Source organism: Streptomyces roseofulvus, from assembly GCF_039534915.1.
Lineage (GTDB): Bacteria > Actinomycetota > Actinomycetes > Streptomycetales > Streptomycetaceae > Streptomyces > Streptomyces roseofulvus.
Genome location: NZ_BAAAWE010000001.1, coordinates 5,440,287 through 5,452,981 on the forward strand (window position 1 = coordinate 5,440,287; position 12,695 = coordinate 5,452,981).

Here is a 12,695-nt window from a genome sequence, read left to right on the forward strand (position 1 = left end):
TCGTCGGCCGCACCCCCCTCCCCAGCCACTCGAACCCCACCGCCACCACCCCGGCGCCCGCCCCCATGCCGGGCACCGAGGCGGACGGCCGGGGCCGGGCCCCTCAGGTCAGCGAGCCCCCCGTCGCGTCGATCCAGGCCCCCGTGACCCAGCGGGCGTCGTCCGAGGCGAGGAAGGCCACCACGTCGGCTATCTCCGCCGGCGTCCCGACCCCGCCGAGCGCCGACATCGCCGCCGCGCCCGCCCACGCCTCCTCGCCGCCCCGCAGCCATCCCGCGTTGATGTCCGTGTCCACGATCCCCGGCGCCACCGCGTTCACCGTGATCCGGCGCGGGCCGAGCACCTTCGACAGGTCCCGCGTGAAGACGTCCAGGGCCGCCTTCGCCATCGAGTAGGCGATCAGGTCCGGCATCAGCGCCGCCCTGCTCAGCCCCGTCGACACGTTCACGATCCGGCCCCCGTCCCGCAGCCGCTCCGCACCCAGCTGCGCGAGGAAGAACGGCGCCTTCGTGTTGACCGCGAACACCCGATCGAACTCCTCCTCGCCGATCGCCCCGAAGGGTCGCGTGGCGGCGATGCCCGCGTTGTTCACCAGGATGTCCAGCCCCTCCGCCCGTGCGTCGAAGGCCGCCCACAGCGCCGCCGCGTCCCCCGGCGCGCCCAGTTCCTGCCCGATCGCGAACGCCTCGCCGCCCGCCGCCTCGATCGCCGCGACCGTCTCCTTGGCCGCCGCCTCGTTGGTCCCGTAGTGCACCGCGACCCGCGCGCCGTCCCGGCCCAGCCGCTCTGCGATCCCGCGCCCGATGCCCCGGCTCGCGCCCGTGACCAGTGCCGTCTTCCCCGTGAGCACGCCCATGGCGACGCCCCCCTCATTTACTAGCGGTCGTTACAGAAAGACCGTACCCCATGATCCGTAACGCGCGCTATAGAATTCGCCCATGGCGACGAAACAGCGCGGCCGCCCCCGCTCCTTCGACCGGCCCACGGCCCTGGAGCAGGCGACGATGGCCTTCTGGGAGCACGGCTACGAGACGACCTCCGTCTCCGACCTCACCCGGGTCATGGGCATTAGCGCCCCGAGCCTCTACGCGGCCTTCGGTGACAAGCGGACCCTCTTCGAGGAGGTCGTGGCGGAGTACGTGGTCTCGCACGGCGCCTTCGCCACCCGCGCCTTCGAGGAGGAGTCCACCGCCCGCGCCGCCGTGGCGCGCATGCTCCGCGAGGCGGCCGTCGCCTACACCGCGGCCGGCCATCCGCCGGGCTGCCTGGTGATCTCCGCCGCCGTCAACTGCTCGACCCCCCAGGTCGAGGAGGCGCTCCGCACCCGGCGCAACGCGAATCTGGCCGCCATCGAGGACCGGATCCGCCGCGACGTCGAGGCCGGCGAGTTGCCCGCCGCCACCGACCCGGGCGTCCTCGCGCGCCTCAGCGGAGCCGTGCTCCAGGGCATGTCCCAGCAGGCCCGCGACGGGGCGACGGCGGAGGAGCTGACGGCGGTGGCCGAGTCGGCGATGCGCGCCTGGCCGCCGCCCCCGGGGCCCTGAGGCGTCACCCCGGAAACGACCGCGGGCCGCGGCGCCTGGCGGGACCCTCAACCCGCCCGGCACCGCAGCCCGGGTGTGCCCGGCCGGGGGTGTGCGGACCCTCGGCCGTGAAGGGAGGTCTCGGCGCAGTCAGGGCAGAGAGCGCCGGGTACCTCGTCCATCCTCCTGTGCGGGGAGGATGGAGGCTGTGTGAAGTTCGATGCGCTCATTGTGGACTAGACCATTCTCGTCTGTCCATCCACCTGAACGCGGTGTTTCCGGGGCCATCCTCCAACACGGAGCCCGGGAGATCCAGGTTCACCAGCCGTTAATTCCGCGGGTACGCTCGCACCGTGCCCTCCATGAACGACCTCGTCCGCCAGCACACCGCCCTGAGCGACTCCGATCTGGAGTGGCTCCACCTGCTGGTGTCGGAGTGGCAGCTGCTCTCCGACCTCTCCTTCGCCGACCTCGTCCTGTGGGTCCCCACCCTCGACGGCACCCGGTACGTCTCCGTCGCCCAGATGCGCCCGAACACCGGCCCCACCTCCTACCAGGACGACATGGTCGGCCACCTGGTCCCGCGTGGCCGCCGACCGCTCCTGGACGCCGCCCTCGACGAGGGCCGGATCGTCCGCGAGGGCGACCCCGAGTGGCGCGAGGAGGTGCCGGTCCGCGTCGAGTCGATCCCCGTACGCCGCGAGGGCCGCGTCCTCGGCGTGATCGCCCGCAACACCAACCTGCTGACCGTCCGCACCCCCTCCCGGCTGGAGCTCACCTACCTCCAGTCGGCCTCCGACCTCGCCCAGATGATCGCGGCCGGCGCCTTCCCCTACCCCGGCGAACAGTCCGACATGGACTCCCTGCCGCGGGCCGGCGACGGCCTGGTCCGGCTGGACGCCGACGGCATGGTCCAGTACGCCTCGCCCAACGCCCTCTCCGCCTACCACCGGCTCGGCCTCGCCGCCGACCTGGTCGGCCAGCACCTCGGGCAGATCACCGCCGAACTGGCCCCCTCCCGCGGCCCGGTCGACGAGGCCCTGGTCAAACTCGCCTCCGGCTACGCCCCGAGGAACTTCGAGGTGGAGGGCAGCGGCGGGGTCATCCAGCTGCGCGCCATCCCGCTCAAGCCCAAGGGCAGCCGGATCGGTTCGCTCGTCCTCCTCCGGGACGTCACCGAACTGCGCCGCCGCGAGCGCGAGTTGATCACCAAGGACGCCACCATCCGGGAGATTCACCACCGGGTGAAGAACAACCTCCAGACGGTGGCGGCCCTGTTGCGGCTCCAGGCCCGCCGGATGGACTCCGACCGCGGCCGCGAGGCGCTCAACGAGGCGGTCCGGCGCGTCGGTTCGATCGCCATCGTCCATGAGACGCTGTCCCAGAACCTGGACGAGCGGGTCGAGTTCGACGAGATCGCCGACCGGGTCATCGCGATGGTCGCCGAGATCTCCCCGGGCAAGGTCACCTGCCGGCGCAACGGCCGCTTCGGCATCCTGGACGCGGAGGTCGCCACCCCGCTCTCCATGGTCCTCACCGAGATCCTGCAGAACGCCCTGGAACACGCCTTCGCCCCGGGCGAGCACGGCACGGTCGAGGTCAACGCGGTCCGCGGCGAGCCCCGCCCCGACGCCCGGCTCCTCATCACCGTCCGGGACGACGGCCGCGGCCTGCCCGAGGGCTTCGACCCGCAGACCGCCGGCAACCTCGGCCTCCAGATCGTACGCACCCTGGTCGAAGGGGAGTTGGGCGGCACCTTCGACATGCGGCCCGGCAGCGAGGGCGGGACGAAGGTGGTCCTGGACATCCCGGTGCGCCCGCAGAAGTGACCCGCAGGGACGGGCCCCGCGTGGTCCGTACCTTTGATCACGCACAGCAGCGAGCCCCGGACCGAAGTGAATCGGTCCGGGGCTCGAATGCTGTGGGGTACTGCTTACTGCTGCGCGCTGCGGCTCGGGGGCGGTGAGTGCGTACACGGTGTACGCGCCGCGTGCCTCAGGCTGTGCAGGTGGCTCAGGCGCTGGCGTTGCGCGCCCGGTTGCGGGCGGCGCGGCGCTTCATCGCGCGGCGCTCGTCCTCGCTGAGGCCACCCCAGACGCCGGAGTCCTGGCCGGACTCGAGCGCCCACTGCAGGCACTGCTCCATGACGGGGCAGCGGCGGCAGACGGCCTTGGCTTCCTCGATCTGCAGCAGCGCAGGACCGGTGTTGCCGATGGGGAAGAACAGCTCGGGGTCTTCCTCACGACAAACGGCGTTGTGACGCCAGTCCATGGCTGCTACCTCTCTCGGTTATTACGTGCAAGTTGCTTGTGAATGTGAACGCTTTCACGAATCCCTCAACAAGTGAAGGGCCGACTGCCGGATGAACCGGTGTGGTCCTTGGAGTGAGGAGGGGTTCTGGCTCTCAGTGGAGGCCGGTCTTGCGGGCCGTCCCGATCGCCAAGAAGAGACTCGCAAACCTCGGCAGCGGATACAACCCCTTCCGGAAAGTTTTTTTTGATTCCTCGGTGTCGGCTAGGTCACAGCCGTACTTCTAAGGGGTGGATGCGCGCCTAAACGTTCGAGTGCAAGGACTTTCGGCCCTTCCACTCACACAATCACACGCAGTGCACGGCGTACGCCTGTGAACGTCACGCTGGTGCGCAGTCCGAGGTGGTCTCCGTCCATCTGGAGAGGGAGGGGCACCTTCGAATGCAAGGTGAAGTCGGTCAGGTCGTGCAGAGTCGTGGCGTGCTTGCCGCGAGGGCCCCGTTCGGGGCTGGAAGTGAGCAGCTGGGTGGCGTACCGGGCCACCGCCGGGGTGGAGAGCCGGCTCAGTCCGAGGACGTCGAGCGCGGTCTCGAAGGACGCCTCCGGGGACGCGTACACCGGGCGATTGCCCAGGTAGGTCCAGGGGGAGGTGTTGCAGATTATGGACAGGACCAGGTCCCGTACCGGCTCGGCGCCGGGCCGCTCCAGGGTGATCGTCCCGTGCCGCCGGTGCGGCTCCTCCAGGAACTGGCGGAGCACCTGGCGCAGATAGAGCGCGTGTGTGGACCGCTTCCCCTGTTCGCGCTGCTGTTCGACCCGGCCGACCACGCCGGCGTCGAAGCCGAGCCCGGCGCAGAAGGTGAACCAGCGGGCCGGCACCTCCTCGTCCGGGGTGTCCGGCGTCCCCGACGCCAGCCCGAGGCTCACCGTCCGGGCGCTCCGCTCGCGCAGCGCGTCGAGCAGGGCGCCGGTCGCCTCCACGGCGTCGTTCGGCAGCCCCAGCGCTCGGGCGAAGACATTGGTCGATCCGCCCGGCACGACCGCGAGCCCGGGCAGCCGGTCCGGGTCGGGACCGTGGTGCAGCAGCCCGTTCACGACCTCGTTGACCGTGCCGTCGCCGCCGAGGGCCACGACCAGGTCGATCTCGCCCGACTCGGCCGCCCGCCGGCCGAGGTCCCGCGCGTGCCCCCGGTACTCGGTGCTGACGGCCTCCAGCTTCATCTCGCTGGCCAGCGCGTGGATCAGCACGTCACGGGTGCGGGCACTGGTGGTGGTGGCTGCCGGGTTGACCACGAGAAGTGCGCGCATGACCGCCAGCGTACCTACCCGGTGGTACCGATCCCACTCCCGCCCGCCCGGCGGACACCCCCGCCGGGCCCCGGACCGGCCGGCGTCCCCGTTACGCTGCCTCTCATGAGCAGTACGGAGCAGACCCCCCGCCCCGCCCGCCTGGCCGCAGCCGCGGGAGTGGCCCTCGTCGAGGCCCTCGGGCTCCTCGCCGGCGGTGTGTACATGCTGGTGCGGACGCTGGCCGACGGCGGAGACCTGACCGGCGGCGTGACCGGCGGGGTCACCCTCGTCGCGCTCGGACTGATCCCGCTCGCCGCCGCCCGCGGGCTGTGGCGGCTGCGCTCCTGGAGCCGCGGCCCCGCCGTGATCACCCAGGTCCTCGCCCTGCCGGTCGCCTGGCAGATGCTCCAGTCCGACGGCGTGATCCCGTACGGCATCGTGCTCGCCGTGCTCGCCGTGACCGGGCTCGTCCTGCTGGTGAACCCGGCCACGACCGAGGCGCTCGGGATCCGGCGCCCCGGCCAGGACGCCTCCTGATCCTCACTCCTCCACGAGGAGCTTCTCCCGCAGCTGCGCCAGCGTCCTGGCGAGCAGCCGGGAGACGTGCATCTGGGAGATGCCGACCTCCTGCGCGATCTGCGACTGGGTCATGTTCCCGAAGAACCGCAGCAGCAGGATCCGCTTCTCCCGCGGCGGCAGGTCCTCCAGGAGCGGCTTGAGCGACTCCCGGTACTCGACCCCCTCCAGGGCCTCGTCCTCCGCGCCCAGCGTGTCCGCGACCGCCGGCGACTCGTCGTCGGTGTCCGGCACGTCCAGCGAGAGCGTCGAGTAGGCGTTCGCCGATTCCAGCCCCTCCAGGACCTCCTCCTCGGAGATCCCCAGCCGCTCGGCCAGCTCGTGCACGGTCGGTGACCGCCCGTGCTGCTGCGACAGCTCCGCCGTCGCCGTCGTCAGCGACAGCCGCAGCTCCTGGAGCCGGCGCGGCACCCGGACCGCCCAGCCCTTGTCGCGGAAGTGCCGCTTGATCTCGCCGACCACCGTCGGCGTCGCGTACGTGGAGAACTCCACGCCCCGTTCCGGGTCGAACCGGTCCACCGACTTGATCAGGCCGATCGTCGCCACCTGCGTCAGGTCGTCCAGCGGCTCGCCGCGGTTCCGGAAGCGCCGCGCCAGGTGCTCGACCAGCGGCAGGTGCATCCGTACCAGCCGGTTGCGCAGCTCGGCCTTCTCCGGGGAGCCCTCCGGCAGCGACCGCAGCTCCACGAAGAGCGCGCGGGCGCCGCTGCGGTCCTGCGGGTGGTGACCGCCCCCGCCGTCACCGTCCACGGCCACGTCCGTGGCGTCCACGGCTTCCGCGTCCGCCGAGTCCGCCGCGTCGGCGGTCATCTCGGCGCCGCCCTCCGGGGACGGGCCCGGGACCGCGGACGGGGCGGGTGCCGGTGCCGGGGGAGCCTCGTCGTGCTGCTGCTCGTGCTCGCTCATCTGGTCCGCCTGCTGCTCCGTAGCGACCTCATGCGGCCTTGCTGCCTGCTGACCGGGGATGCCGGCCGTCGCGTCCCCGCTCCTCACGCCGGGCCTGGCCCCGCGCCGCGCTGTTTGTACAGGCTGATCGAGACCGTGTTGTCCTCCGCGACCGACGACTCGACCTTCCCGGCCAGCGCCGACAGCACCGTCCAGGCGAAGGTGTCCCGCTCGGGCGCCCGGCCGTCCGTCGTCGGCGCGGACACGGTCACGTCGAGGGAGTCGTCCACCAGCCGGAAGACGCAGCTCAGGACCGAGCCGGGCACCGCCTGCTGGAGCAGGATCGCGCAGGCCTCGTCCACCGCGATCCGCAAGTCCTCGATCTCGTCGAGGGTGAAGTCCAAGCGCGCCGCGAGACCGGCCGTGGCCGTACGCAGCACGGACAGATAGGCACCCGCAGCGGGCAGCCGGACTTCCACGAAGTCCTGGGTCCCGGGCTCGCCTGCGATCTGGGACACCCTCACCTCCAAGGTGGCACAAGCTCATTCGGGGCCCGGGGGAAGGCCCCCGGACCGGGCGCGGTCACGCAGGGGCTGCGCGGTCCGCCGTGACGCTATCGCGATCCATCCTGCCGTGTCGCCGCAAGCCCCCGGGCCCCCGATCCAGGCCCGTCACTCATGGTAGGCCCATGGGTGCGGACGGTGGCCAGGGGTGTGCGGGGGCCAAAAACCGGCGACCGGCGGAGGGGTGACGTACCCACCGGCCCGCCCCTCGAACCGCGCCGCCGCCCGCGGACCGCTCCGGCTCAGACCAGCGCCTCGTCCACGAAGCACCACCGCCACGCCTCGCCCGGCTCGAAGGTCCGCATCACCGGGTGCCCGGTCGCGCCGAAGTGGCCGGTCGCGTGCCGCCCCTGCGAGGAGTCGCAGCAGCCCACGTGCCCGCAGGTCAGACAGAGCCGGAGCTGCACCGGGTTCGTCCCGTCGGCCAGGCACTCGGGGCACGTGTCGTGGAGCGGGGCCGGCTCGGGGCGCGGCATTTCTGCTACGTGCGGGCACTCGATCATGATGGCCAGGGTACGTGGCAGACGCCCCGTACCGGGTTGACGGGACGAACGGCGAGACGGGACGGCGGAGGGGCGGCATGGACGCACTGCGGCTGGTGGCACTGGTGGCGGCGAGCGCGGCGGTGGCGGGGCTGGCCCGCCGCACCCCCGTGCCCGCGCCGCTCCTCCTCGTGGCGGTCGGCCTGGCCGCCTCGTACGCCCCCGGGGTCCCCGACTACACCCTCGACCCGCACATCGTGCTGCCGCTGATCCTCCCGCCGCTGCTCTACACGGCCGCCGTCGACTCCTCCTACCTGGACCTGCGGGCCAACATCCGGCCGGTCGCGCTGCTCTCCGTCGGCTACGTCCTCTTCGCCACCGTGGCCGTCGGCTGGCTCGCCTACGTCCTCGTCCCCGACCTGCCGCTCACCGCGGCCCTCGTCCTCGGCGCGGTGATCGCCCCGCCGGACGCGGTGGCCGCCACCGCCATCGCCCGCCGCCTCGGCCTGCCCCACCGGATCACCACGATCCTCCAGGGCGAGTCCCTGGTGAACGACGCCACCGCGATCACCGCTTACAAGGTCGCCCTCGCCGCCGCCGTCGGCGAGGGCATCAGCTGGGCCGGCGGCCTCGGCGAGTTCGCCCTCGCCGCGGTCGGCGGCGTGGGCGTCGGCCTGGTCCTGATGGTGCCCATCCACTGGCTGAGGACCCGCCTCACCGAACCGCTGCTCCAGAACACCCTCTCCCTCCTCATCCCCTTCATCGCCTACGCGGCGGCCGAGGAGGTGCACGCCTCCGGCGTGCTCGCCGTCGTCGTGGTCGGCCTCTTCCTCGGGCACAAGGCGTGGAAGGTCGACTTCGCCACCCGACTCCAGGAGGAGGCCGTGTGGAAGATGGTCGCCTTCGTCCTGGAGTCCGCCGTCTTCGCCCTGATCGGCCTCCAGCTGCCGTACGTGGTCCGGGAGCTCGGCCCGTACAGCATCGGGGAGGCCCTCTGGTACGCCTTCGGGGTCTTCGTCTTCGTGGTCGTGGTCCGCTTCGTCTGGGTCTTCCCGGCCACCTTCCTGCCCCGTCTCTCCGCCCGGGTCAGGGAGCGCGAACCGGGCGTCGACTGGCGGGCGCCCGTGGTCGTCGGCTGGGCCGGCATGCGCGGGGTGGTCTCCCTCGCGATCGCCTTCTCCATCCCCGTCGCCACCGACGGCGTCGAGTTCCCCGCCCGCAACCTCGTCCTCTTCCTCACCTTCACCACCGTCATCGGCACCCTCGTCGTCCAGGGCCTCACCCTGCCCCCGCTCATCCGGGCCCTGAAGCTCCCCGGCCGCGACCGCTACCAGGAGACGCTCGCCGAGGCGCAGGCCCAGAACGAGGCGTCCCGGGCGGCCGAGGCCCGGCTGGAGGAACTCCTCGCCGACGAGCGCAACGCCCTGCCCGGCCCGCTCGCCGACCGCCTCCGCACCGTCCTGGAGCGCCGCCGCAACAGCGTCTGGGAGCGCCTCGGCGCGGTCAACGAGCTCACCGGCGAGACCGCCGACGACACCTACCGCCGCCTCTCCCGGGAGATGATCGAGGCCGAGCGCGAGGTCTTCGTCCGGCTGCGCGACGCGCGCCGGATCGACGACGAGATGATGCGCACCCTGCTGCGCCGCCTCGACCTGGAGGAGGCCGCCGCCTACCGCGAGGAGACCGGCTAGCAGTCCCCGGACCCGGTGATCACGGCGGCGATCCGGGTCCCCGGCGGGAAGGCGCGCTCCTCGGCGAGGGACACCAGGGCGAGGAGCATTTTGGCCACATACAGCCGCTCGATGGCGAGTCCATGCCGCGCCTCGAAGTCCTGTGCGAACGCGTCGAGCCGCGGGGTCGTCCGGCCGTAGCCGCCGCAGTGGAACCGCTCGTCGAGCCGCCAGTCGCCGCGCGGGCCCCCGAAGGCGGCCTCCTGGAGGGCCCGCACCTCACCGTCGAGGAAACCGCCCTTCAGGACCGGCACCCCCAGCGTCCGGCCGGCGAAGCCGGCGGCGAGGCCCGCCAGGGTGCCGCCGGTGCCGCAGGCCACCGCGGCCACGTCCGCCCGCCCGGACAGCTCCCGCCCGAGCGCCGCGCACCCCTCCGCCGCGAGCGCGTTGCTGCCGCCCTCGGGGACCACGTAGGCGCCCTCCGGGGCCCGCGCGAGCAGCGCCGCCAGCACCGCCGGCTCGTGCTTCGCCCGGTACGTGGCGCGGTCCACGAACTCCAGCCGCATCCCGTCCGCCGCGCACCGCGCCAGCGAGGGGTTCAGCGGCCGCCCCGCCAGCTCGTCGCCGCGCACGATCCCGATCGTCGGGAAGCCCAGCAGCCGGCCGGCGGCGGCGGTGGCCCGCAGGTGGTTGGAGTAGGCGCCGCCGAAGGTCAGCACCGGCCGCCCGGCGGCCGCGCGCAGGTTGAGCGCGAGCTTGCGCCACTTGTTGCCGGGCAGGTCGGGGTGGATGAGGTCGTCCCGCTTGAGCAGCAGCGTCAGCCCGTGGCGGGCGAACCGCTCGTCCTCCACCGGCTCCAGGGGCGAGGGGAGCCGGGGCCGCAGCGCGGAGAGGTCGTACGTGTCCACCCGGCCATTCTGGCGGGCGACGGGGGCGACGGGGGCGACGGGGGCGACGGGGGCGACGGGGCCCGGGGCCCGCGCGCGTGGGGGAGCCGGGGCCGGACGCGCGCGTGCCCGGGGGCAGCGGTCCCCGCGCCCGCGCGCGTGCCTCGCCGCCGGCCCGCTCCGCACGCGCGCGTACGGATACCGGGGTCCGTACGCGCGCGTGCGCGGCGCGGCGGGTCAGCGCAGCAGGTCGGCGATCCGCTCGCGCATCGAGGACATGGTGAAGCCGCGCGGGTCCACCTTCCCCGGCTGCCACTCCCGGTGCCCGATGACCGAGCGGTGGGTCCAGCCGTGCGCCCGGCAGAGCGCCGCCGACGCCTTCGCGATCGCCTCCAGCTGCACCTTGGGCCAGGGGTCCTCGCCGTCGCCCAGGTTCTCGCACTCGAAGCCGTAGAAGTGCCGGTTGCCGTCGGTGGTGGCCTCGTCGTCGACCGGCAGGCGCCGCTCGGCGATCACCGCCCGCAGCACCTCGTCGTCGCCGAGCCCGGCGTGGTTGGCCCGCCCGTGGCCGACCAGGTGGACCGTGCCGTCCTTGGCGATGACGCCGTGGCAGAGCGGGCCCGGCAGCCCCTCGTAACCGTCCCGGCAGATGCGGACGGTCCGCGCGGTGCCCCGGGTGACGGTGTGGTGGACCATCACCCCGTGCACCGGCCCCCAGGGGCCCTTGTGGTTCCTGTTGTGGGTGGTCCAGTCGCCGACCTCGACGACCGACAGTCCCTCGCCGCGCAGTGCGCCGAGGATCCTGCTCGCGGACAGCGGAACGGCCATGGCGTGCTCCTTGCCTTTCGGAACGGACCGAGTCTCCGGAGTACCGGAGCCTGTCCCTCCGCTGCCATCCGTTCGGGCCGTGTGCGAGCCGATCCGGACAGCACGGCCGGCTCGCGCGCTCCGCCGTCCGGAGGGAAATCGCACGACATGCCCCGAAGATCGCCGAACAGTCCCACCCGATTGTGTAATGGCGCCGCCACGCTCCGTGCTGACAGGCTTCTTTCGCAAGTCAGACGTACGAGAGGGAGTTCCATGTCCGTTGGTTCGGTCGGCGACGAGGTCCTCGAGGAGCGGCAGGCCCCGCAGCAGAGTCTCGGCACCGCCGCCGCGCGGAACCTCGCGTCGACCACCAAGTCGGCGCCGCAGATGCAGGAGATCACCTCCCGCTGGCTGCTGCGGACGCTGCCCTGGGTCGAGACGAAGGGCGGCGCCTACCGGGTCAACCGGCGGCTCAGTCACGCGGTGGGCGACGGCCGGGTCACCTTCGTCCAGACCGGCGAGCGGGTCGCCGTGATCCCCTCCGAACTCGGCGAACTGCCGGGGCTGCGCGGATACGAGGACGAGGCGGCCCTCGGCGAGCTCGCGGCCCGCTGCACCCAGCGCGCGTACGCGGCCGGCGAGGTCATCGCCGTCGCCGGCACCTCCGCCGACCGCGTCCACCTCCTCGCCCACGGCCGCGTCGAACGGATCGGCGAGGGGCCCTACGGCGACGAGGCGGTGCTCGGCGTCCTCGCCGACGGCGCCTACTTCGGCGAGGACGCCCTGCTCTCCGGGGACGCCACCTGGGAGTGGACAGCCCGCGCCGCGACCGCGTGCACCGTCCTGGAGCTCACCCGCGCCGACGTGACCGCGCTGGCCGCCCGCGCCGGATCGCTCGCCTCCCACCTCGCCGAGGTCGCCGGCCGCCCCGAGCCTCCCGTCAACGGCTACGGGGAGGCTGCCATCGACGTCTCCGCCGGTCATGTCGGCGAGGCCGTCGTCCCGCACACCTTCGTGGACTACGAGCCCGCCCCGCGCGAGTACGAGCTGAGCCTCGCCCAGACCGTGCTCAAGGTGCACACGCGCGTGGCCGACCTCTACAACCACCCGATGGACCAGACCGAGCACCAGCTGCGGCTCACCGTCGAGGCGCTCCGCGAGCGCCAGGAGCACGAGCTCGTCAACAACAAGGAGTTCGGCCTCCTCGCCAACTGCGACTACGGCCAGCGGATCCAGCCGCACGACGGCGTCCCCGGCCCCGACGACCTCGACGAACTGCTCTCCCGCCGCCGCGACTCCAAGCTCTTCCTCGCCCACCCGAAGGCCATCGCCGCCATCGGCCGCGAGCTCAACCGGCGGGGCCTGGTGCCGGACACCGTCGACATGGGCGGCACCCGGATCCAGACCTGGCGCGGGGTCCCGATCCTCCCCTGCGACAAGATCCCGGTGACCGCCGCCGGCACCAGCTCGATCCTCTGCATGCGTACCGGCGAGTCCGACCAGGGCGTCGTCGGCCTGCACCAGACCGGCCTCCCGGACGAGGTCGAGCCCGGCCTCTCCGTCCGCTTCATGGGCATCGACGAGCAGGCGATCACCTCCTACCTGGTCACGGCCTACTACTCCGCGGCGGTCCTCGTGCCCGACGCCCTCGGCGTCCTGGAGAACGTCGAGATCAGCCGCCGGCACTGACCGCCCCGGCCGACCGCCCACCGCCCCACCGGACCACGCGCCCGCCGCGCGGTCCGCCGCGAAGAAGGACGAC

13 protein-coding genes are annotated in these 12,695 nt (G+C 72.9%); 5 read left to right on the forward strand and 8 right to left on the reverse strand.

All coding sequences use genetic code 11. The features are described 5' to 3' along the window. Positions 1-103: 103 nt before the first annotated feature. Positions 104-856, reverse strand: coding sequence for an SDR family oxidoreductase (locus ABFY03_RS25320; protein ID WP_319009637.1), 753 nt, complete (start codon positions 854-856; stop codon positions 104-106). 82 nt (positions 857-938) lie between these two features. Here ABFY03_RS25320 and ABFY03_RS25325 point away from each other — a divergent pair, with 82 nt between their 5' ends. Beyond that, the gene (locus ABFY03_RS25325) at positions 939-1,544 is read left to right on the forward strand and encodes a TetR/AcrR family transcriptional regulator (RefSeq protein WP_346170911.1); all 606 of its coding nucleotides are present in this window, start codon (positions 939-941) and stop codon (positions 1,542-1,544) included. A gap of 341 nt (positions 1,545-1,885) precedes the next feature. After that, entirely contained in the window at positions 1,886-3,352 is a 1,467-nt protein-coding gene (locus tag ABFY03_RS25330; RefSeq protein ID WP_346172299.1) for a sensor histidine kinase, read from the forward strand. A 184-nt stretch (positions 3,353-3,536) separates the two neighbouring features. Here the strand turns inward: ABFY03_RS25330 and ABFY03_RS25335 are convergent, their stop codons facing one another. Together ABFY03_RS25335 and ABFY03_RS25340 are read right to left on the reverse strand one after the other, a co-directional pair. Beyond that, on the reverse strand, positions 3,537-3,794 hold the full coding sequence (locus ABFY03_RS25335; protein WP_003953983.1) for a WhiB family transcriptional regulator: 258 nt from the start codon (positions 3,792-3,794) through the stop codon (positions 3,537-3,539). Between the two features lie 318 nt (positions 3,795-4,112). Continuing rightward, positions 4,113-5,081, reverse strand: coding sequence for a diacylglycerol/lipid kinase family protein (locus tag ABFY03_RS25340; protein ID WP_319009635.1), 969 nt, complete (start codon positions 5,079-5,081; stop codon positions 4,113-4,115). Positions 5,082-5,186: 105 nt separating this feature from the next. On the opposite strand from ABFY03_RS25340, the gene ABFY03_RS25345 reads away from it, so the two are divergent. Beyond that, positions 5,187-5,600, forward strand: a complete 414-nt coding sequence (locus ABFY03_RS25345) for a hypothetical protein (RefSeq protein ID WP_319009634.1) — start codon at positions 5,187-5,189, stop codon at positions 5,598-5,600. Between the two features lie 3 nt (positions 5,601-5,603). On the opposite strand, the gene ABFY03_RS25350 is transcribed toward ABFY03_RS25345, so the two are convergent. The 3 genes from ABFY03_RS25350 to ABFY03_RS25360 form a co-directional block, all read right to left on the reverse strand. Beyond that, on the reverse strand, positions 5,604-6,632 hold the full coding sequence (locus ABFY03_RS25350; protein ID WP_386723595.1) for an RNA polymerase sigma factor SigF: 1,029 nt from the start codon (positions 6,630-6,632) through the stop codon (positions 5,604-5,606). Next, complete coding sequence (locus ABFY03_RS25355) at positions 6,629-7,042, reverse strand: ATP-binding protein (RefSeq protein WP_030492700.1); 414 nt, start codon at positions 7,040-7,042, stop codon at positions 6,629-6,631. The genes ABFY03_RS25350 and ABFY03_RS25355 overlap by 4 nt, the downstream gene beginning before the upstream one ends. 287 nt (positions 7,043-7,329) lie before the next feature. Then, positions 7,330-7,590: a UBP-type zinc finger domain-containing protein gene (locus tag ABFY03_RS25360; protein ID WP_031013142.1), complete on the reverse strand. Its 261-nt coding sequence runs from the start codon at positions 7,588-7,590 to the stop codon at positions 7,330-7,332. A 77-nt stretch (positions 7,591-7,667) separates the two neighbouring features. Here ABFY03_RS25360 and ABFY03_RS25365 point away from each other — a divergent pair, with 77 nt between their 5' ends. Next, complete coding sequence (locus tag ABFY03_RS25365; protein WP_319009632.1) at positions 7,668-9,260, forward strand: Na+/H+ antiporter; 1,593 nt, start codon at positions 7,668-7,670, stop codon at positions 9,258-9,260. On the opposite strand, the gene ABFY03_RS25370 is transcribed toward ABFY03_RS25365, so the two are convergent. Both ABFY03_RS25370 and ABFY03_RS25375 read right to left on the reverse strand, forming a co-directional pair. Next, complete coding sequence (locus tag ABFY03_RS25370; protein ID WP_346170913.1) at positions 9,257-10,147, reverse strand: 1-aminocyclopropane-1-carboxylate deaminase/D-cysteine desulfhydrase; 891 nt, start codon at positions 10,145-10,147, stop codon at positions 9,257-9,259. The genes ABFY03_RS25365 and ABFY03_RS25370 overlap by 4 nt on opposite strands. 216 nt (positions 10,148-10,363) lie before the next feature. Continuing rightward, positions 10,364-10,954, reverse strand: coding sequence for an N-acetylmuramoyl-L-alanine amidase (locus tag ABFY03_RS25375; protein ID WP_319009630.1), 591 nt, complete (start codon positions 10,952-10,954; stop codon positions 10,364-10,366). A gap of 252 nt (positions 10,955-11,206) precedes the next feature. Here ABFY03_RS25375 and ABFY03_RS25380 point away from each other — a divergent pair, with 252 nt between their 5' ends. Continuing rightward, positions 11,207-12,622 carry a family 2B encapsulin nanocompartment shell protein gene (locus ABFY03_RS25380; RefSeq protein WP_346170914.1) on the forward strand — a complete coding sequence of 472 codons (1,416 nt, stop codon included), beginning with the start codon at positions 11,207-11,209 and terminating at the stop codon, positions 12,620-12,622. Positions 12,623-12,695: the final 73 nt, after the last annotated feature.

What these genes read in the sequence shown, in the direction of transcription:
- ABFY03_RS25320 (WP_319009637.1), bottom strand. Translation starts at nt 856, where the DNA reads ATGGGCGTGCTCACGGGGAAGACGGCACTGGTCACGGGCGCGAGCCGG.
- ABFY03_RS25325 (WP_346170911.1), top strand. Translation starts at nt 939, where the DNA reads ATGGCGACGAAACAGCGCGGCCGCCCCCGCTCCTTCGACCGGCCCACG.
- ABFY03_RS25330 (WP_346172299.1), top strand. Translation starts at nt 1,886, where the DNA reads ATGAACGACCTCGTCCGCCAGCACACCGCCCTGAGCGACTCCGATCTG.
- ABFY03_RS25335 (WP_003953983.1), bottom strand. Translation starts at nt 3,794, where the DNA reads ATGGACTGGCGTCACAACGCCGTTTGTCGTGAGGAAGACCCCGAGCTG.
- ABFY03_RS25340 (WP_319009635.1), bottom strand. Translation starts at nt 5,081, where the DNA reads ATGCGCGCACTTCTCGTGGTCAACCCGGCAGCCACCACCACCAGTGCC.
- ABFY03_RS25345 (WP_319009634.1), top strand. Translation starts at nt 5,187, where the DNA reads ATGAGCAGTACGGAGCAGACCCCCCGCCCCGCCCGCCTGGCCGCAGCC.
- ABFY03_RS25360 (WP_031013142.1), bottom strand. Translation starts at nt 7,590, where the DNA reads ATGATCGAGTGCCCGCACGTAGCAGAAATGCCGCGCCCCGAGCCGGCC.
- ABFY03_RS25365 (WP_319009632.1), top strand. Translation starts at nt 7,668, where the DNA reads ATGGACGCACTGCGGCTGGTGGCACTGGTGGCGGCGAGCGCGGCGGTG.
- ABFY03_RS25375 (WP_319009630.1), bottom strand. Translation starts at nt 10,954, where the DNA reads ATGGCCGTTCCGCTGTCCGCGAGCAGGATCCTCGGCGCACTGCGCGGC.
- ABFY03_RS25380 (WP_346170914.1), top strand. Translation starts at nt 11,207, where the DNA reads ATGTCCGTTGGTTCGGTCGGCGACGAGGTCCTCGAGGAGCGGCAGGCC.